20 protein-coding genes and 1 riboswitch are annotated in these 18,014 nt (G+C 39.7%); of the genes, 6 read left to right on the top strand and 14 right to left on the bottom strand.

Features of this window, described 5'->3' with window-relative positions; all coding sequences use genetic code 11:
* Positions 1 to 20: 20 nt before the first annotated feature.
* From A5886_RS05460 to A5886_RS05425, 8 genes are all read right to left on the bottom strand, one after another.
* Positions 21 to 299 (bottom strand): PTS sugar transporter subunit IIB, encoded by a 279-nt coding sequence (locus tag A5886_RS05460; protein ID WP_086274009.1) that lies wholly within the window; start codon positions 297 to 299, stop codon positions 21 to 23.
* 18 nt (positions 300 to 317) lie between these two features.
* A complete protein-coding gene (locus tag A5886_RS05455) occupies positions 318 to 776 on the bottom strand; it encodes a PTS sugar transporter subunit IIA (RefSeq protein WP_086274008.1) in 459 nt (152 codons plus the stop codon).
* A 12-nt stretch (positions 777 to 788) separates the two neighbouring features.
* Positions 789 to 1,406, bottom strand: coding sequence for a bifunctional 4-hydroxy-2-oxoglutarate aldolase/2-dehydro-3-deoxy-phosphogluconate aldolase (locus tag A5886_RS05450; protein WP_086274007.1), 618 nt, complete (start codon positions 1,404 to 1,406; stop codon positions 789 to 791).
* 11 nt (positions 1,407 to 1,417) lie between these two features.
* Positions 1,418 to 3,466, bottom strand: coding sequence for a BglG family transcription antiterminator (locus tag A5886_RS05445; RefSeq protein ID WP_086274006.1), 2,049 nt, complete (start codon positions 3,464 to 3,466; stop codon positions 1,418 to 1,420).
* A gap of 367 nt (positions 3,467 to 3,833) precedes the next feature.
* Complete coding sequence (locus tag A5886_RS05440; protein ID WP_256926155.1) at positions 3,834 to 4,124, bottom strand: type II toxin-antitoxin system RelB/DinJ family antitoxin; 291 nt, start codon at positions 4,122 to 4,124, stop codon at positions 3,834 to 3,836.
* A 36-nt stretch (positions 4,125 to 4,160) separates the two neighbouring features.
* Complete coding sequence (locus A5886_RS05435; RefSeq protein ID WP_086274004.1) at positions 4,161 to 4,643, bottom strand: GNAT family N-acetyltransferase; 483 nt, start codon at positions 4,641 to 4,643, stop codon at positions 4,161 to 4,163.
* 280 nt (positions 4,644 to 4,923) lie between these two features.
* Entirely contained in the window at positions 4,924 to 5,793 is an 870-nt protein-coding gene (locus tag A5886_RS05430; RefSeq protein WP_086274003.1) for a cation diffusion facilitator family transporter, read from the bottom strand.
* A 231-nt stretch (positions 5,794 to 6,024) separates the two neighbouring features.
* Entirely contained in the window at positions 6,025 to 7,050 is a 1,026-nt protein-coding gene (locus A5886_RS05425) for an NAD(P)/FAD-dependent oxidoreductase (protein ID WP_086274002.1), read from the bottom strand.
* A gap of 271 nt (positions 7,051 to 7,321) precedes the next feature.
* On the opposite strand from A5886_RS05425, the gene A5886_RS05420 reads away from it, so the two are divergent.
* The 4 genes from A5886_RS05420 to A5886_RS05405 all read left to right on the top strand — a co-directional run bounded on the left by A5886_RS05420 (position 7,322) and on the right by A5886_RS05405 (position 11,632).
* Positions 7,322 to 8,047 carry an alpha/beta fold hydrolase gene (locus A5886_RS05420; protein WP_086274001.1) on the top strand — a complete coding sequence of 242 codons (726 nt, stop codon included), beginning with the start codon at positions 7,322 to 7,324 and terminating at the stop codon, positions 8,045 to 8,047.
* 1 nt (position 8,048) lies between these two features.
* Complete coding sequence (gene mprF / locus A5886_RS05415; protein WP_086274000.1) at positions 8,049 to 10,589, top strand: bifunctional lysylphosphatidylglycerol flippase/synthetase MprF; 2,541 nt, start codon at positions 8,049 to 8,051, stop codon at positions 10,587 to 10,589.
* A gap of 153 nt (positions 10,590 to 10,742) precedes the next feature.
* On the top strand, positions 10,743 to 11,153 hold the full coding sequence (locus A5886_RS05410; protein WP_086273999.1) for an organic hydroperoxide resistance protein: 411 nt from the start codon (positions 10,743 to 10,745) through the stop codon (positions 11,151 to 11,153).
* Between the two features lie 8 nt (positions 11,154 to 11,161).
* Entirely contained in the window at positions 11,162 to 11,632 is a 471-nt protein-coding gene (locus A5886_RS05405; protein WP_086273998.1) for a MarR family winged helix-turn-helix transcriptional regulator, read from the top strand.
* A 97-nt stretch (positions 11,633 to 11,729) separates the two neighbouring features.
* Here A5886_RS05405 and A5886_RS05400 read toward each other — a convergent pair whose 3' ends face one another.
* Together A5886_RS05400 and A5886_RS05395 are read right to left on the bottom strand one after the other, a co-directional pair.
* Positions 11,730 to 12,095, bottom strand: a complete 366-nt coding sequence (locus A5886_RS05400) for a helix-turn-helix domain-containing protein (protein WP_086273997.1) — start codon at positions 12,093 to 12,095, stop codon at positions 11,730 to 11,732.
* Between the two features lie 197 nt (positions 12,096 to 12,292).
* Positions 12,293 to 12,661: a DUF7006 family protein gene (locus tag A5886_RS05395; protein ID WP_086273996.1), complete on the bottom strand. Its 369-nt coding sequence runs from the start codon at positions 12,659 to 12,661 to the stop codon at positions 12,293 to 12,295.
* Positions 12,662 to 12,959: 298 nt separating this feature from the next.
* Between A5886_RS05395 and A5886_RS15650 the strand changes: the two genes are divergently transcribed.
* Positions 12,960 to 13,118, top strand: a complete 159-nt coding sequence (locus A5886_RS15650) for an acetyl-CoA carboxylase (protein ID WP_143353763.1) — start codon at positions 12,960 to 12,962, stop codon at positions 13,116 to 13,118.
* A 69-nt stretch (positions 13,119 to 13,187) separates the two neighbouring features.
* Here the strand turns inward: A5886_RS15650 and A5886_RS05390 are convergent, their stop codons facing one another.
* The 4 genes from A5886_RS05390 to A5886_RS05375 all read right to left on the bottom strand — a co-directional run bounded on the left by A5886_RS05390 (position 13,188) and on the right by A5886_RS05375 (position 16,105).
* Entirely contained in the window at positions 13,188 to 13,433 is a 246-nt protein-coding gene (locus A5886_RS05390; RefSeq protein WP_086273995.1) for an LCP family protein, read from the bottom strand.
* Between the two features lie 237 nt (positions 13,434 to 13,670).
* Positions 13,671 to 13,838: riboswitch (M-box (ykoK) riboswitch) on the bottom strand.
* 180 nt (positions 13,839 to 14,018) lie between these two features.
* Positions 14,019 to 14,906, bottom strand: a complete 888-nt coding sequence (locus A5886_RS05385) for an SDR family oxidoreductase (protein WP_086273994.1) — start codon at positions 14,904 to 14,906, stop codon at positions 14,019 to 14,021.
* Positions 14,907 to 15,085: 179 nt separating this feature from the next.
* A complete protein-coding gene (locus A5886_RS05380; RefSeq protein WP_086273993.1) occupies positions 15,086 to 15,466 on the bottom strand; it encodes a hypothetical protein in 381 nt (126 codons plus the stop codon).
* 297 nt (positions 15,467 to 15,763) lie between these two features.
* Positions 15,764 to 16,105: a metal-sulfur cluster assembly factor gene (locus tag A5886_RS05375; RefSeq protein ID WP_086273992.1), complete on the bottom strand. Its 342-nt coding sequence runs from the start codon at positions 16,103 to 16,105 to the stop codon at positions 15,764 to 15,766.
* A gap of 173 nt (positions 16,106 to 16,278) precedes the next feature.
* On the opposite strand from A5886_RS05375, the gene ilvD reads away from it, so the two are divergent.
* Positions 16,279 to 17,979 carry a dihydroxy-acid dehydratase gene (gene ilvD, locus A5886_RS05370; protein ID WP_086273991.1) on the top strand — a complete coding sequence of 567 codons (1,701 nt, stop codon included), beginning with the start codon at positions 16,279 to 16,281 and terminating at the stop codon, positions 17,977 to 17,979.
* Positions 17,980 to 18,014: the final 35 nt, after the last annotated feature.

The following is an 18,014-nucleotide window of genomic DNA, read 5'->3' as shown; positions in this document are numbered from 1 at the left end:
TCGCTCCTTACTCCTATTTTTTAATTTAAATGATTCAGAATTTCTTCCATTGTTTGTTCAGCGCCAATACCTGTTAAAATCGGCATACCTTTTACAACGGGTACATCACCTGTTTGACCTTCAAATTGTCCTGTAGTAACTAACAAATCATAATCTTGAACTTTGCTTGGCACTTCCATTAATTTGGTTTGGGTGGTGGAAGCTTCTACTCCATGATCACTCAAATAATCTTTCACTTTTGATGCCACCACTGTTGATGTTGCAATTCCGTTTCCACATGCGATTAAAATACGTTTCATTTTCTTTTCCTCCTATTTTTAGGCAATAGCCTTTTTTAATAAATTGAGTAGTATTTGATCTGTTTCTGCTGCTACCATTTGCTTCCTGAGAGGCTCATCTTGAATAATACCAACTATTTTTTGAAGCATTTCTACTTGGCCATGAGGTTCCCCAATCGCCATCATGATAACGATCTGAGTAGGTATTAGTGAATCATTGTCTTCCATGTTATGGAAGACAACTGGATTTTCCAGTGTTGCAATGGCTAATGTTGTATGATGTACCAACTCATAGTTTGCATGCGGAATCGCTACACTTGGCTGAGTTGAAGGAAGTCCTGTTGGGTATTCTCTTTCTCTAGATTGAATTGCTTCAATATAAGATTCTTCAACAAACCCTTTTTTATAAAGCTGATCTGCTAAATAAGCCAACACTTCTTTATCTGAATTTACTTTAATGTTTCGAAATACAAGTTCTTTATCTAATGTCACATCCATATTTATTCCTCCTTAAATCAAAGATGAAATCGTTTGCAGTGAAGCTTCCAGACGGTCAATATTTTTCGATATGAGATCCTCTTTTTTGAACAGATTTGATCCAAAACCCAAATAACTCGCACCTTTGTCAAAATACTCTTGTGCATTATTTGCTGAAACACCACCAACAGCCATCAGGGGTAGTTCCCCGAAAGGTGCTTGAACGTCTGAGAAAAAACGAGGTGTAACAACAGCTGCCGGAAATACTTTCACTATATCTGCACCCTTATTAAACATGTCATTGATTTCTGAAGGTGTCATCGCTGCTGGAACAGCAATAATACCTTGTTCCTTCGCGAAATCAAGCATTTCTTCGGAGAAAATATGCGGTCCCAAAAGAAATTTTGCCCCCGCATCTACTGCTGCTTTAGCATCATCTAATGTCCTGACAGTACCTGCACCAATCAAAATACGTTCCCCATAGCGAGCATTTAACTTATTGATATGTTGTAGCGCATGATTCGTGTTCAACGTCATCTCTACAGCGAAAAGGTGTTCGTACCCTTTCATTGCTTGCAAAATTGCATCCGCTTCATCATATGTATATCCACGCATAATAATTGTAAAACGAGGATAATTTAATTTATTCATTGTTGACCTCCTTATGTGAATTGTCTTAAATACTGATACATTTCTTTTGTATCAAGTGCATTCAATAGCTTATCCATCAATCCTTGATTATTGCTGAAATCCGCCAACTGATTAACCGCCTTCAAGTGCTTTGACAAATCATAAAATGACAATGGAAAAATAAAAGAAATACTTTGTCCATTAGGAAATTCTATTGGTATTTTTGATACTAACAAACTAATTCCATCTCTCATGACTCCGTGTTCTACTGTCGTATGAGGAATACAAGTTCTTGTTCCTAAATATCCCGCATAGCCCTCAGTTTCAATTTGCTTTAGGCAATCTACAATAAATGTTTGATTGATTATCTGATGTGTCAATAAAGGTTGGCATGCCAATGATACAGCTTCTTTCCAAGTCATTTTCCGTTCAATAATAGTTATAAAATTCGGTTTTAAATAATTCGTCAGTGCAGGTAATACTTTTGCATTTTCTAAAGGGGAATCTTGCTTTTCTCTTAATAAAAAATACTCTAATTCTTCTATCAGCAGTTTAGAATCTTGAACTTTCGTAAATTTTCGTATAATGCCCATTAACTCATCCACTGACCGATCAATTCCATTTAGCCCCAAATCTTTAAGCACACGATATCTTAAACTGATTTGTTCTTTGTACGACATAATCGGATCAATAATAAATTGAAGTAAATTACTTTTTAAAGCTGTTGTAGAAAACACAAGATCATAGTCAGAACTGAATCTGTAAAAATCTCTTACAGAAAAAGAAGCCAAGAAATGTAATTCAGGAAAAAGTTTTTTTAAATTTTCTTGCATCAGCTTTGATACCATTACACCATTCGTGCAGACAACTACTGCTCGCGGTTTTTGCATGATCGTATTCCCCGGACTTGATAACTGATAGCCAAAATAATAAGATAACAATTCTAATTCATCAGCTGGAAAAGCTTTCCCTAACCAATTCTCGATTGGAATAATCAGTTCCTTCATCAACTCATTTAAAATTGCATGATTACTGTCTTGAACTAAACTATCTAAAGAATAAACACCCAAACTCAAATGATACTTGATTCTAAAACAAGCAGGTCTTAAATGCCCCAGAATTCTTCGTTGAAACATGTCACGATCCTCAATATTGATCAGTGTTTGATTTTCAAAATTCATAATCATATTATCTATCAATTGACGTAAAACTTGATCCGAATCAAATGTTTGAGTCGTTTTTCGTTCGAATATATTTGATGTTAAAAATAACAAAGCAATCCATGCTTGCGCCTGACTATCAATTGTTGACCATGTCGTATCTTGTAATAAGACTTTTACAAATTTATACTCTGGTGTAGCCGTGATATCTTTTTGGATATAATTTTCATCAACTGATAATTGTCGGATTGCTCTTTGTAGCGAGAAACGAATTGCGACTTGTAAATAATCAATTGACTCATCTGAATAACTTAGATGCAGCATTTGCTCCATGTTGTGTATGAAATGAATCACATCTTCTTCAGAAACATCAGGTGCCAAGCGCTGCTTGATTTCAAGCGTTCTGAAAAAATCATATTGTTTAACAAGATCAGATAGTAATTGCAATACTCTCCTTTCTAAACCTCTTAATTGGTAGCCGTTTTGTCGATCGTAATAAATGGAAAGTGCATATTTACTGGCTACCCATTCTGCTTTCTTTAAATCTTCTTGAACTGTATTACGAGAAACCATGAGCACATCTGTTAAATGATTCATGCTAGTATAATCAATTCTGGTACATAAATAACAAATCATACACGCTATTCGCTCATTTTCGGTAAGCACCTGTTCATTATAGGTCAAATTATCATCCGCGTTTCTTGCTGAAAACAACCTAATCACCTCTAAAGGAATCATAAAGTCACCAGCATGATTTCTCGTAATTTCTGGTACCTGGTTTTCAGAAAGTTCTTCATTGAATTGTTGAATGGCATAATTGATTTGTCTTTTTGTCAAGGAGAGTTCCTTCGTCAACTCTGCTATTTTTGTATCTGGTTTTTTGATTAAATACATGATGATAGTACGAACACGCTCATTCATATCTTCCCCTCCTGACATCTATATTATACGTGTAGTAGTTTCAACAAGCGCTTTCATTGGAAACGTTTTTTGTCACAGCTGTAATTTTCATTTGTCACAGTCCTTCTCTTCAAAATTAAATGTACGTATGGGTATAGTTTTATGTAACGATCAATCTTGGTTCATAGAATACTAGCCAGTGTTAAGCACATCAAATACTATTCTGTCACATGAGCAGTCAATAATCAAAAACTTTATTTACTTAAAATTTTTCTCTCATCATAGCTTCCATTCTTTTAAAAACTCTTACTATTTATTCTTTTTATTAATAATATTCAGCACGCAATCTTCCTAAAAAGAGTAGAAAAAAAGCTACATACTCATAACGTTAGTTACGAATATGTAGCGTATCGTCTTCGTTCAACCAATCCTCAAATGCCCGATTATCCCCAATCTCAGTCATATGAGGCGATTTTTTGGCAAGTGCGGCAATCCGATCAGCCTGATTTGTGCTACCAGATAACACCTTTTCAAAGGGCAAACCGCCTTTCTCGACTACTTGTTCATAAAATATAGTAACTGCTGTGGCTGCATCCATGCCAAGTTTTTGCAAAATCGCTTCAGCTGCTGATTTTAAATCTTTGTCAATTTCAATTTGAATGATTTCTTGCATTGACATGATTCATCTCTCCTTTTCTATTATCCCCTCAAACATTCAACACCGCTTCTCAAAAACATAATCATCCATCACAAAGCCGCCACCGATGTCCACGACGCGCTCACCGATTTTTTCAAAACCGCGATGCTGATAGACAGCAATTGCTTGCTTGTTATACTTGTTGACGTTCAAATGCAATATCTTGCCTTGTGCCAAAGTCTCATACCAATCAAAAATGGCACTTGTATACCCTTTTCCTCTGGTGGTCTTGTCTAAATATAATTTACTTAGATAGATCTGCGCATCGGTTTCCTCGTAAGCCGTATACCCCACAGCTTGTCCCTCTTCTTCTAGAATCAAATAAACAGCACCTGCTTGGATCTCTTTTTTGATTACTGCCAACGACTGATAATGCGCCAGCATATACTCGACTTGTGCTTCTCCAATGATTGGTTCAAAGACTTCTGGCCAAATACGCTGAATCAGTGCCATTAATGTTTGTTCGTCTTGATCAGTCTGGACGATTTTTTTGTTTAGCATAGTTATACTCCTCGCTTTGTCTATTCTACTTATGTAAATGCTATTCTAAGTATACTGAATAGAAATTTTTTCTAAAAGTGTAATATCAAAAAAGAGAGAAACATGCGCAAATTTTTTACATGTTCTTTTCACCAATTCACACTTGATAGGTTTGATCCTTCTCAGTACACCAAGACTTTTAAAAAACTTTTTAAAAGGTCCATACATCTAACTAAAGCAAACCGCCAACCGCAGGGTTCTCTCCTGCAAGTTGGCGGTTTCTTTCTTTTTTATCATAGATTTACGCTGGTTCAATATGCACATCGGTATCAAATACTTGGAATCGTTCGGCCAACATGACTTCGATTTCGTCTGCGACTTGATGGCTCTCTTCAACGGTCAGTGTTTTCTCCATGGCAATCACGACATCCACAAAAACATTGGCACCGTACATTCGTCCACGAATCGCCTTGACGGCCAACACCTCCGGTAATGTTGCTATTGCTTGTTCATATTGAATAACCAATTCATCATCAAAGCCGTCCGACAATGAAAAGGCACTCTCACGAAAAATATCGATGGCTGTTTTGAGAATCAAAACCGCCACTACGATGGCGGTCAAACTATCTAACCACCCCAAGCCAAATGATGCGGCAAAAATGGCTATAGCTGTACCAATACTGGTCCACGCATCGCTGCGATTGTCTTTGGCAGCAGCTAACAGCGCCGAACTTTTGACCGCTGCAGCTAATTGTTTATTATAAAAGTACACACCATACATCAACACTGCCGAAACGACACCGACAATTGCAGCAATCATATCTGGACTGGTTGTTTCGCCAGCGATGATCGTTTGGATCGATGAGATCAAGACTTGAAGACCGACCGCCAACATAATCAGCGAAGTCACCAAGCTGGCAACATTCTCCGCTTTCCAATGGCCATATTTGTGTTCTTTATCTGCTGGTTTTTGCGCCACACGCAAACCGATCAAAACGGCTATGGATGCAATAATATCTGTCGCATTGTTCAAACCGTCCGCCCATAGTGCCTCTGAGTTACCGAAACGACCAATCAGCAATTTGGCAGCTGAAACAATGATATAGGCGACAATACTGATTATGGCTCCTTTTTCAGCCTTTTTTAATTCATCATATCTTGCTTGATTCATCATATCCCTCCATTAGTCAACTTGAAAATAATAACTGAAAATTTCCAAGGTTGCACCAATTATTTGAGAGAATTAATGTTTTAGGAATGGCAAACATTCACTTCTCGTAGAACGAATTTTTACCCTATTTATAACCAAAAAAAGTGATATGGCAAGACTGCCGATGTCTTCCTGTAAAAACATCGGCAGTTGCATCATCACTTTTTACCAAATGGATATGGCTGAACCAATTTATTCGTTGACCAGCAATTGGTGATTCATTTCGCTGAATTTCTCATTATGAGAGGAAACCATCGCTTGCGGTACACTCGCCGGATCAAGGTAATGTTTGATTTGATTGATGGCTTGGGCCGCATCTTGAAAAGCCCCTGCCAGCAAGTTGACTTTACCGGCAAAATAATGGATATCCCCCGCAGCAAACACACCTGGATGACTGGTTTTCGTTGGGATCTCGCAATTCAAGTAAAAGTCTTCGTGTTTCGCCAAATCAAACGACACTCGATCCAGCAGCGCACTATCACGATCATAACCATGCTGGATCAATAGATGGTCACATAAATAATCGATCCGCTCTTTCGTTTGGCTATTTTTCAGGGTCAGAATCATGTTGAAGGTATCTGCTTGATTGACACCGTCAATGGTATGATTCATGATCACATGAATGCCCTCGGTGGTTAGTTTTTTGACTTGTGCTTCATGGGCTCTCAACTGCTCCCCGCGATAACACAATGTGACTTTCGCACCGTAAGAAGCGGCCTCGATGGCGTAATCAACAGCTGCATCACCACCGCCTGAGATTACCAAATGTTTGCCATTGATTGCTTGTTGATCCGGGAATTGATAATGAATAAAGTCATCCACATTATTGTGAATGAAGCATGGCAATTTTTGCGGCGAAACCACACCACCGCCAATACAGACTAGCACCGTCCGGCCAATATGGGTTCTGCCTAAATCATCTTCTGCATAAAACAAGTCATTTTCTTTGGTTAAAGCAACGATTTTCGTTTTTGTATACACCGTTGGATTGAATAATTTGGCTTGTTCGATTAATTGTTCTTTGACTTTTTTTCCTTTTGTAGGCGGCAAAGCCCCTACATCCCACACCATTTTTTCAGGATAAAAATTGATTTTTCCGCCTAGTTCTGCTTGTGCTTCAAAGATGGCTACCGATAAATCACGTAACCCTGCATAGAAACTGGCATATAAACCAGTGGGTCCACCGCCAATAATTAATACATCCATGATTGTTGACATTGTTGATTACCCCCTCTAAATGAAAATCATTCTCAATTGATTAATGAAATTATAGACAATTTATTGTGCATTGTAAAGAATTTTCAGAAAAATCAGGTGAAAAACTTTCCTCCAAATCGACAATGAATAGTTAGACAACCACTTTATACATGGCATCATACACACGATGATCAATCATGAAAGTAACCTACATTATTTTTTCAAAAGAAAACAGACAATTATTGAGAAGACAGGAGGATTCAAGGTATACTCTTATAAAGTAGGTGAAAAAATGGAAGTAGAAAAATGTTATGCATCACTACAAGATGGTTCTGTTCTCTATTATGAAAAAATCGGACGTGGCGATCCACTGTTCTTATTACATGGAAATGGCGGCAGCAGTGCATATTTCTCTCATCAGATTGCTGCACTGAGCGCGCATCATCAACTGTATTTGATCGATAGTCGCGGTCATGGCAAGTCCACCAACACACAAAAGAAAATGGACTTTTTTATTATGGCAGATGACTTGATGGCCATTGTCAATCAAGAAAAACTCACATGCATTTCACTATTGGGTTTCAGTGATGGTGCGAATTTAGCGATGGTCTTTTGTCACAGCTATCCTGAATATGTCCGCTGCCTGATTTTGAATTCTGGTAACACTGAACCAAGTGGCGTGCGGCTGCTTTCAAGGATCGGCAGTTTGATCCAATATCTCATCGTGTGGTTATGCGCGCCTTTCTCCAAAGGAATGAAGGGATTTCTTCCTATACTAGGCTTGCTCTTTCGGCCAATTGGCTTAACGAGTGCTGATTTGAATCAAATCACCGTACCCACATTGATTTTGGTCGGCAAACGCGATTCAATCAAATTGTCCCATTCATTCTATATCGCAAACTGTATCTCAAGTGCCAACTTTATGGTCGTCAAAGGACAGGGACACAGCTTTGCCCGCAAAAACCCGCAAATTTTCAATACAAAAGTATTGTCATTTCTTGAAAAAGTTGGAGGTTGACATGCACATTTTACAATGGTTCAAAAAAAATCAAACACTGTTCAAATCATTATTTCTGATCACAGTCGCCGTGATCGTTCTTTCTGAAGTTTTGTCGTTAAGCAAAACGATCTCAATACAGCAGCTGCAATCGATTTTTGCTTCATTGTCTGTCGGGCGAGTAAGCATGATGGCAGTCATAGGATTGCTCTGTGTTGTCCCTATGATCGGCTATGATGTCGTACTCAATCGTATCCTTGATCAGCACTTACCAAAACGCTATTTGCTTGAAACAAGTTGGATGATCAATTCATTGAATAATTTAGCTGGTTTCGGCGGCTTGATCAGCATTGGTTTGCGCTCTCAGTTCTATGGCAAAGACAAAAAAGGAAAAGACATAGCCAAAGCGTTGTCGAAAATTTTTATTTATCTCATGTTCGGCTTGTCGATGCTTTCCTTGATTGGTTTGTTATTGCTGGTATTTGGTCCGGCATCGCCTTTTCTGCAGCAGTATTGGATTTGGCTTTTGGGCGGTAGTCTTTATTTTCCAATCGTTTATTTACTCAGTTTGTCCCAGAAGAATGATTATTTAGGAAACATGCAGCAAAAAGACAGGTTGCTTTTGATTGCCACCTCATTTTTTGAATGGGTTGGTGTCTTTACAGCATTTGCATCGGTTGGCTGGTTGATGGGTCTCTCGTTTGATGTCTGGCAATTGCTGCCTTTGTTCATTGCTGCTTCATTGATTGGTATCGTATCAATGATTCCTGGTGAACTGGGAACCTTTGATATTATGATGATCATGGGGATGACTGCCTTTAACGTTCCTAGAGAATCTGTTGTCGTCTGGCTCTTGCTGTTTCGTCTCTTTTATTATGTGATTCCTTTTTTGATTGGCGTTGCTTTATTTAGTAAGAATATTGGCGTGTCCTTCAATCAACGTTTCGCTGGCTTGCCAAAGGAACTGTGTTTAGAAATTGCCCACAAAATTGAAGTCTTCCTGCTCTATTTCACTGGCACGATGTTGGTTTTGTCTGCAACGATTCCTGATGCTTTCGATCAAATCAAATGGCTGGCACAGTTAAATCCGATTCGATTAAACTTTATTCTGCAATATCCCAGCATTATATTAGGCTATATGTTCATTGTGGCTGGTAGAGGGATCTCGGCTCGGGTCATGCGGGCGTATTTCCCTACCCTATTTTTGATTGCAGCAACTATTGTTTATGCCTTTATTGGTGGTTTCCGTATCTCAACAATGCTATTTTTGATCCTCTTATTTGTGATCATGGTGGTTTCCAAATCAGAATTATACCGCAAGCAAATCGTCTATGCTTGGGAAGCTCTTACGATAGATGGTCTTTTGATTGGTGCATTGACGATTCTTTACATTGTGATTGGCGTCTATAATATGCCCCACCTCAACCACCATCCCCATCAGCATTCGATGGACTTTCTGCTGTTCCCCTCTGAAAAAATGTGGCTCCACGGATTTATCGCGATTATGGTCGTAGCTTGCGCTATGTTGCTCTTCGCACGATATTTGATGGGGTCTAAACATCAAATTGGTGTAGAGGCGCCTTTAGATACGATCAACCAGGTTTTAACAACCTACGGCGGTAATAGTGACAGCCACTTGGTGTATTTGAAGGATAAACAAGTCTTCTTCTATCCTGACGTTCAGGCGCCAGAAGTGTTCTTCCAGTTTTCGACGATCAACAATAAATGTTTGGTCATGGGTGATCCATCCGGTAACACTGCACGTTTTCCTGAAGCCATACAAGCTTTCATTGAAGAGATGGACCAGTGGCATTATTTGCCAGTTTTTTATGAAACAAGCGAAGAGATTGTTTTGCTGCTGCATGAATTCGGTTATGACTTTATCAAATTTGGTGAAAAAGCGCTGGTTGACCTATCAACTTTCACACTATCTGGCAAACGAATGAAAGGGCAACGCGCGCTTAACAACAAAATCACCAAAGAAGGATTCACCTTTGAGGTTCTTCAGCCGCCATTTTCAACAAATCATTTATCAGTTTTGCGAGATGTCTCTGATAAATGGTTAGATGGGCGCAAAGAAAAAGGATTTTCCCTTGGTTTTTATTCTGAAACCTATTTAAACCAGGCACCTGTTGCGGTTGTCCGCAATCAAGCAGGAAGGATTGTTGCCTTTGCTTCCTTCATGCCTACCTATCAAGACACATCCGCCTCTATCGATTTGATGCGCTACGATCCAGAATTGGCGCCAAGCGGTACAATGGATTATTTGTTTATCCAATTGTTTACCTATTTCCAAATAGCTGGCAAAGAAACCTTTGATTTAGGGATGGCGCCGTTGGCAAATGTCGGTACTTTTCGATCGAGCTTTATTCAAGAGCGCATTGCCTATCTGATTTACAACTTTGGCTCGCACTTCTATTCTTTTGAAGGTCTGCGAGACTATAAACAAAAATATGCTGCGGTCTGGCAACCTCGCTATACGTTGTATTCCAGAGACAGCTGGATCGGTTATGTGATGATTGCCCTCTTGCTCGTGGACAACAAACCCATCAATCGTTCTTAATAATTATTTCGACAAAAAAGCGATCTTACATAGATAGGGTCGTTTTTTTGATTTGTATCCTATTTTTGCAAGTATGAGCACATCATTTGCAAAAACGATTTAGATTGCATACAATTTAATTGTAAAAAATAAAAAATATGGAGTGATTGTCTTATGAAAAAAATGTATTCTACAAAAATGATCAACACTGGTGGCCGTTCTGGAGAAGTCCACAGCCCAGATCACTCACTTGAATTAAATATCGCAGCCCCTGGTAAACGTGTTGAAAATGCAACAAACCCTGAACAACTTTTTGCTGCTGGTTTCGCCGCATGTTTCAATAGTGCATTGGACTTAGTAAAATCAAGCAAAGGGATCGACGGCGCTTCAACTGTTGCCGCACAAGTTTCTTTATACGCTGAAAGTGAATCAAGTTTTGTTCTAGGTGTTGAACTTGAAGGATCAATCGAAGGGTTATCTTTAGAAGAAACACAAGAGTTGCTAGAAGTTGCCCATACAGTATGCCCATACTCAAAAGCGACTGCTGGCAATATTGAAGTGACAGTGAAAGCTGTCGAAGCGTAAAGACGATCATGTCTGAGGACAGAAATACAGCGTTGCATGATCAAACACCTTTCGATGAACTGGCATTGGAAAACCAGCTTTGCTTTTCCTTGTACGCGGCATCAAAAGAAATCATCAAGCAGTACAAACCTTTATTAGCCCCATTGAACCTCACGTATACACAGTATTTAGTCATGTTGGTTTTATGGGAACAAGGTGATGTGTCTGTGAAGGAATTGGGCAGCCATCTATGTTTAGATTCTGGTACGCTGACCCCCGTTCTCAAAAAAATGCAAGAGAAACAATTGCTGAATCGGATACGGGATCCCCATGATGAACGAAGTGTGGTCATTTCACTAACACCTGATGGTCACGCGTTAAAGCAAGCAGCTGAGGCGATTCCAAAAACACTCCTTTCGCTCTTTCCATTGACTGCAGAAGAAGCGGCCACATTACAACGTCTGGCTGTGAAACTCGTTCAAGGCAGCGAAACTAACTAAAAAAACACGCCCTTTCATTTCTGCTACTTGAAAAGAAAGGGGGTGTTTTTTTGATACATGTAACAAACTGATGAACCGACGAGCCATGAGCATCATATTAGACCGCTTGGCTGCACTTTGCTTCTTCGATCATCGTTAATAATTCTTGACAGACTTCTGGCGAGTCAATCGATTGGATGACATTTTTGATCATTGCCCGAAGTTGTGTTTCTGTTAATAACTGTTGAAAAACATCATGCTCTGTCACCGCTGGTTGGAATCTTCTTGCCAATACAGATCCACTCATCTTGATGCTTTCAATCTCTAAAATGCCGTGATTCAATAATTTACGGATAACAGCTAGAACAGTATTGCGATTCATCCCAAATTGTTCACTGAATTCAGCACAGCAAAGCGGTTCAGAGGTCGACCAAAATCGGACCAGAACCTCCCATTCTTTTTTCGAAAATTCTAAATAATCCATAAAAAAACTCCTTCCGCATTCCCTTCTTTCAAGTTCAAAAACAAATGGCCGCTACGCATTTAGACATCCTAGTTGTCTTTTTGGACATATCTTTTTTAACTACATTCATAATAACTTACTTTTATTCTTTAATCAAAAGTATTTTTAATTATTTTGAATATTATTAACGTTATTTTAAACAATTCTATTCATTTCAATTAAGTGACTGCAAAGAATAAGCTTTCATGTGGTTTTTCATTCAGCGTGTAGCCGCAAAATTCTTTGTTGATCGTCACATAGTCTTTTTCAACCATTTGAATCAATTCCTGTTCAGTCAAATCAATATCAGAAAGAGCCAATAATGAATCTAATAGAACGAATCGAGCATCTAATCCCATGAGGATTGGATAGTGGGACCAAAAGTTTTGCCCGTTGATTTCTGCTAAAGTTTGCTCAAATTCTTGCTGCAGCGTTTCGATATATTGTCTAATCAGTGAATCCGCTTGGTGGCAGGTATCATGCAGTTGATGTGCGGTCATTCGATCAAAATAATGTTTTGAATCTTGATATAAGTTCTTTGTGTCCATCAATTTTCTTCATCCTTTTTGATTATAACGATAATGGCATCGATATACGTATTTTCTTTTCTTTGTTTATCCAAAAAACAAGTACTTCATTTACTCGTTCAATGTCCTCTATTATTTATAGCATATGAACTACTCTTTTTATTATCAAAAAATGTCTGGATTTTCGAAATGAGAGAGAATGTATTTTTTGACAACTTTATTCTTTTTAATAGAAAGCCTCGGCCCTCAGCATATATCCAGACATTCTGTTCATTTGTAGGTATAATAAGACTATACACAGAAGAAGGAGCGGATATTCATGGGACACTTAACAAATCATCATACAACTGTTGGCACTACCAAAAAAGCGCAAAAAGCGCAGCGAATCGCTTCACTTGAAAAATTTGTCAAATATAGCGGTTTTGCTTTAGCAGCCTTCTCCTTGGTTTTGAAAATTGCCAAGGAACGACAAAACTGATTTTTTTTCCGAACTAGCAGGCGACCCTTCATTTGAAGGGTCTTTTTTTGAGGCACTTTTTTCATGCAGCTATTCCCCTGTATTGAAAAAATCTGCGATAGCAGCCTTATTTTTCTCTTCATCAATCGACAAGACGCTTCCAGTTGGCGTATGATCATTAATGTCCCATGAATGATCAACTGGCACTGACAGAGCATCAATGGTTCCAGTTTCGCCTTTCAGATAATCCATCAAGACATCAATTACGACTGACATCGGCAGATTGGTATCGATTTGCCCCCAAATTTGGCCGACTGCTTTTGGCAGCCTGGTCATAACAGTTATACTTTACACTTGTTCTTGGTATCATTTTGTGCCACCAACAACGTGTCAGAATGACCATTTCCCTCCTGCATGTTTTCCAATCATTTTGATTGCTTAATCTAAAAAGAGTGTTGCTTGGTGCACATGTCAAAGGAAACACAAAACTAACGCACGTTATTTTAAACTGAAAATAAAAACCAATTGATTAAAAAAAGACAAACTTCTAGTGTGAGTAAGAAGTTTGTCCATTATTTCCCCTCATCGTCCGAGTTTTGACACTATACAACGTAAAGACGCGTCTTAGCTATCTTATGAAAAGCCTTAATCCGACAATTCCTGTTTTACACATTGGCGTCTTTCGACGTTTCTGCGCAATAGCTTATGTTTGTATAGGAGCCTCACCTAACAAGTATTTAGTTATTTATTCTCTCGTTGAAAGGATACATTTTTCTATGGATAATAGCAATAAAATTGAGACTATAAATTATATTTTAATAGATTCTTTATCTTTGCATCTATCGTCCAAAAACCATAGCATAAAAAAAACGCACATGACTAAATCAGTCATTTCGCGCGTTTTTTTTATTTTGTCATTTACTATGCAAAGAATGAACCACCGGTAATGCTATACACTTGACCCGTCACGTAGCTTGCTTCATCAGAAGCCAAGAATACATATACCGGGGCCAATTCAACAGGTTGACCGGCACGTTTTAACAATTCATTTTGACCAAATTCTGGAATCGCTGATTGCGGTTGTCCACCACAAATTTGCAATGGTGTCCAAATTGGTCCAGGGGCCACAGTGTTGACCCGAATCCCTTTTTCACTCAATTGCGCGGCTAACCCTTTACTAAATGAGGTAATCGCACCTTTTGTTGCAGCATAATCCAATAATTGTGCACTCGGTTCTGCACTTTGGATCGAAGTAGTAGTTAAAATACTTCCGCCAGCAGGCAGATAATCTAGCGCTTCTTGGACGGTCCAATACATTGAAATGATATTGATAGTAAAAGTATCTTTGATTTGTTCTGTTGTCAGATCTTTAATGTCTTGCACAGCTTGCTGCATACCTGCATTCAAGACCAATATATCTAAACCGCCTAAAGCTGCTGCCGCATCATGCACCAGTTTACGGGTAAAGTCTTCATCTCTCAAATCCCCCGGAATCAAGACCGCTTTTTGACCTGCTGCTTCGATCGCTGCTTTGACTTCTTGGGCATCTTCTTCTTCAAATGGCAAATAATTGATGGCAACATCGGCCCCTTCTTTGGCATAAGCAATCGCTGCTGCTCGCCCAATCCCAGAGTCCCCACCAGTCACAAGGGCTTTTCTACCTGTTAATTTGCCGGATCCTGTATAACTTTCTTCACCACAATCGGGAACTGGTTGCATTTTCCCTTGGATCGCTGGTGCTTCTTGGGGCTGTTTCTCAAACTTCCCATTGTAATACTTTGTTAATGGATTGCTGATTTTTTCTGACATTTTCCATTTCCTCCTATTATTTTGTGATAGTCTTTTTCTTTTATACTTCCTACAAAAAGTGTAGAGGAAAAATACCGAAAAGGAAAATAAAATGCTTTTTCCTGCCAATAGGGTGTAGAGAAACCAAAAAAAGCCGAAAAAAATCTTCGACTTCGTCATTGTTAAAAAGTGTAGGCAACTCAAGAGCCTGGCGGAGCCGTCAATGTACTTGGTTGGCTTTCATCTGTCGATATGGCAAGATCAAGATGAACCGCCAATAATCGAATCTCACTTACGGGCAATAGCTCTATAGGCGCGCTGATCTCTTTTGCTATTTCCAACGCTTCTTTAGATACAGGCGGGAAATCATCCATGCCAATGTCAGCAGTGACACCCCATCTTTCGTGGATCGTCCGTTCAGTCAGTTCTTTTAGATGCACCAAAAAAAATTGCCAATGCTGCGGATGAATCATTAAATGATAGTCATTCAAAACATCTATACACGTTTCGACCAATTTCTGAAATAGCGGCTCATTAGAAATCATTTGCATTTTGTACACAACAGAAGCCGGTATACCCAAAAGACCCTCCCCCCTGTCTAATCAACAAAAAAGCCGATTGCTGTCTTCATGCTGCAAGTTCATTCAACAGATTATGCGCTATCATTCCCCCAATGATCTTCAGAAAATGTAAAACCAAACGTCACAGCTAATTGACAGATATCGACTTATATTCTCATCTTAATGAAAGCGTCTACTGAATTCAAGAGGAACGAAAGAGAAAATATCCTTTCTTTTTCCTTTTTTTAAAAAAATAAAAAAAGGAAAAAACTTTGAACAAGCTGCGCGCTGCTCTATATAATCGATTGTTTGCTTGATCTAATTAGGATTGACCCCTAATGTGATACGTCCTAAACGACTGATTCTTGTCAGCTGCCATGTCGGAGACCACACGACATTCACTTTGACATCGTCGATGACAGGCAATTCAATCAAACGGTCTTGGATTTCAGCTGGAACAGAATCAATACAGCCACATCCAGCACCCGTAAAGGTCATGACGATTTCACACAGCCCATGATCACGCAAATTGATTTCATAAATCAGACCTAGATTATAGACATCCAAACCAATTTCCGGATCCATCACCATCTCCAATTTCTCAATGATGGCTGCTTGATTCTCTTGTGCTAAAGGGTTCATTTTGATTTCATTTGACATGGCGAAGTCCTCTTTTCATAGATAATTATATTTATTTGACCACGAACGATCCGAAATAACAAGGTTTTTTTGCGAATTTTCTCAATCTTTCGAAAATGATTGCGCTTTTCGCTAAAGTACGGTTAAATAGTAGGAAAACACTCGATGGGTCTTATCGAAAGGAGTGCTTCACGATGTCAGAACAAGCAAAAAAAGATATCCGTATCCGCAGTCATGTCTATGATCATATGGTCAAATCACCGAACAGGGCCATGTTACGGGCCACAGGCATGGACGACGAAGAATTTAAAAAACCAATCATTGGTGTAATCAGCACATGGGCTGAAAATACACCTTGCAATATCCACCTGCATGATTTGGGCAAATTGGCCAAGCAAGGTGTCCTGACTGCGGGTGGCTGGCCCGTTCAATTTGGGACGATCACCGTCGCTGATGGGATCGCCATGGGTACCCCTGGCATGCGCTATTCCTTGCCTTCTCGCGACATCATTGCTGATTCTGTAGAAACTGCTGTCAGTGGGCATAACTGTGATGCATTCGTAGCCATTGGCGGCTGCGATAAAAATATGCCTGGCTGCATGATTGCGATCGCCAATACAGAAGTCCCTGCAATCTTCGTCTATGGCGGTACGATTGCGCCAGGAAATTTGGATGGCAAAGACATCGATTTGGTTTCCGTGTTTGAGGCTATTGGTCAATGGAATAATCAAGACATCACAGCTGAAGAGGTGCGTCGCATCGAATGCAATGCTTGTCCCGGTCCTGGGGGCTGTGGCGGCATGTACACAGCCAATACAATGGCTGCTGCCATCGAAGCCATGGGAATGAGTTTACCAGGATCCTCCTCTCACCCTGCCATCACCGAAGAAAAACTCAAAGATGTTGAAGCAGCCGGTGAAGCTGTGTTACACCTATTAGAAAAACAAATTTATCCCAAGGACATCATGACACGAAAAGCCTTTGAAAATGCCATCACAGTTGTCATGGCATTAGGTGGATCAACCAATGCCATCTTGCATCTTATGGCGATGGCTCACGCAGCGAATGTTGATTTGACATTAGATGATTTCAATGATTTTCAAGCCAAAGTGCCTCATTTGGCAGATTTAAAACCCAGCGGCCACTATGTGTTCCAAGATTTGTATGAAGTCGGTGGTGTATCGGCAGTTATGAAATACCTTTATGAAAATGGCTTTATCCATGGCGATTGCCTGACAGTCACAGGCAAGACGATCGCGGAAAATCTTGCGGAAGTATCTTCCTTAAAAGCTGGTCAGCAAGTCATCATGCCTTTAGAAAATCCGAAACGTAAAGATGGCCCTTTGATTGTCTTGCATGGTAATTTAGCGCCTGATGGTGCAGTCGCGAAAGTTTCTGGTGTCAAAGTCCGGCGACATGTCGGCCCAGCCAAAGTATTCAATACAGAAGAAGAAGCCATTGATGCCGTGCTCTCCGATGAGATCGTCGATGGTGATGTTGTGGTCGTCCGTTATGTAGGCCCTAAAGGCGGACCTGGTATGCCGGAAATGTTGTCTCTATCTAGTATGATCGTTGGTAAAGGGCAAGGAGAAACAGTGGCCTTACTGACCGACGGCCGTTTTTCTGGCGGCACCTATGGATTGGTCGTCGGACATATCGCACCGGAAGCCCAAGACGGTGGTCCGATTGCATTGCTTAAAACTGGCGATACGGTCATCGTGGATCAAGATACCAAAGAATTGACAATGGATGTATCGGCAGAAGAATTAGCCAAGCGTCAAAGTACGTTGGTGATCCCTCCCCTTCATTCACGAGGCGCATTAGGAAAGTATGCACATATCGTATCCAGTTCTGCCAAAGGCGCGATTACTGATTTTTGGGAAAAACAGGATTAAATCCTCACACAAAAAAGCTGTATTTCACTTGAAAT

The sequence above is a fragment of the Candidatus Enterococcus testudinis genome, assembly GCF_002140915.1.
Classification (GTDB): domain Bacteria; phylum Bacillota; class Bacilli; order Lactobacillales; family Enterococcaceae; genus Enterococcus_D; species Enterococcus_D testudinis.
Note: the sequence above shows the minus strand (reverse complement) of the source record. Positions and strands in the feature narration are given on the sequence as shown.

Coding starts and splice junctions, on each gene's coding strand:
- A5886_RS05460 (WP_086274009.1), bottom strand. CDS start 299: ATGAAACGTATTTTAATCGCATGTGGAAACGGAATTGCAACATCAACA.
- A5886_RS05455 (WP_086274008.1), bottom strand. CDS start 776: ATGGATGTGACATTAGATAAAGAACTTGTATTTCGAAACATTAAAGTA.
- A5886_RS05450 (WP_086274007.1), bottom strand. CDS start 1,406: ATGAATAAATTAAATTATCCTCGTTTTACAATTATTATGCGTGGATAT.
- A5886_RS05445 (WP_086274006.1), bottom strand. CDS start 3,466: ATGAATGAGCGTGTTCGTACTATCATCATGTATTTAATCAAAAAACCA.
- A5886_RS05440 (WP_256926155.1), bottom strand. CDS start 4,124: ATGTCAATGCAAGAAATCATTCAAATTGAAATTGACAAAGATTTAAAA.
- A5886_RS05435 (WP_086274004.1), bottom strand. CDS start 4,643: ATGCTAAACAAAAAAATCGTCCAGACTGATCAAGACGAACAAACATTA.
- A5886_RS05430 (WP_086274003.1), bottom strand. CDS start 5,793: ATGAATCAAGCAAGATATGATGAATTAAAAAAGGCTGAAAAAGGAGCC.
- A5886_RS05425 (WP_086274002.1), bottom strand. CDS start 7,050: ATGTCAACAATCATGGATGTATTAATTATTGGCGGTGGACCCACTGGT.
- A5886_RS05420 (WP_086274001.1), top strand. CDS start 7,322: ATGGAAGTAGAAAAATGTTATGCATCACTACAAGATGGTTCTGTTCTC.
- mprF (WP_086274000.1), top strand. CDS start 8,049: ATGCACATTTTACAATGGTTCAAAAAAAATCAAACACTGTTCAAATCA.
- A5886_RS05410 (WP_086273999.1), top strand. CDS start 10,743: ATGAAAAAAATGTATTCTACAAAAATGATCAACACTGGTGGCCGTTCT.
- A5886_RS05405 (WP_086273998.1), top strand. CDS start 11,162: ATGTCTGAGGACAGAAATACAGCGTTGCATGATCAAACACCTTTCGAT.
- A5886_RS05400 (WP_086273997.1), bottom strand. CDS start 12,095: ATGGATTATTTAGAATTTTCGAAAAAAGAATGGGAGGTTCTGGTCCGA.
- A5886_RS05395 (WP_086273996.1), bottom strand. CDS start 12,661: ATGGACACAAAGAACTTATATCAAGATTCAAAACATTATTTTGATCGA.
- A5886_RS15650 (WP_143353763.1), top strand. CDS start 12,960: ATGGGACACTTAACAAATCATCATACAACTGTTGGCACTACCAAAAAA.
- A5886_RS05390 (WP_086273995.1), bottom strand. CDS start 13,433: ATGACCAGGCTGCCAAAAGCAGTCGGCCAAATTTGGGGGCAAATCGAT.
- A5886_RS05385 (WP_086273994.1), bottom strand. CDS start 14,906: ATGTCAGAAAAAATCAGCAATCCATTAACAAAGTATTACAATGGGAAG.
- A5886_RS05375 (WP_086273992.1), bottom strand. CDS start 16,105: ATGTCAAATGAAATCAAAATGAACCCTTTAGCACAAGAGAATCAAGCA.
- ilvD (WP_086273991.1), top strand. CDS start 16,279: ATGTCAGAACAAGCAAAAAAAGATATCCGTATCCGCAGTCATGTCTAT.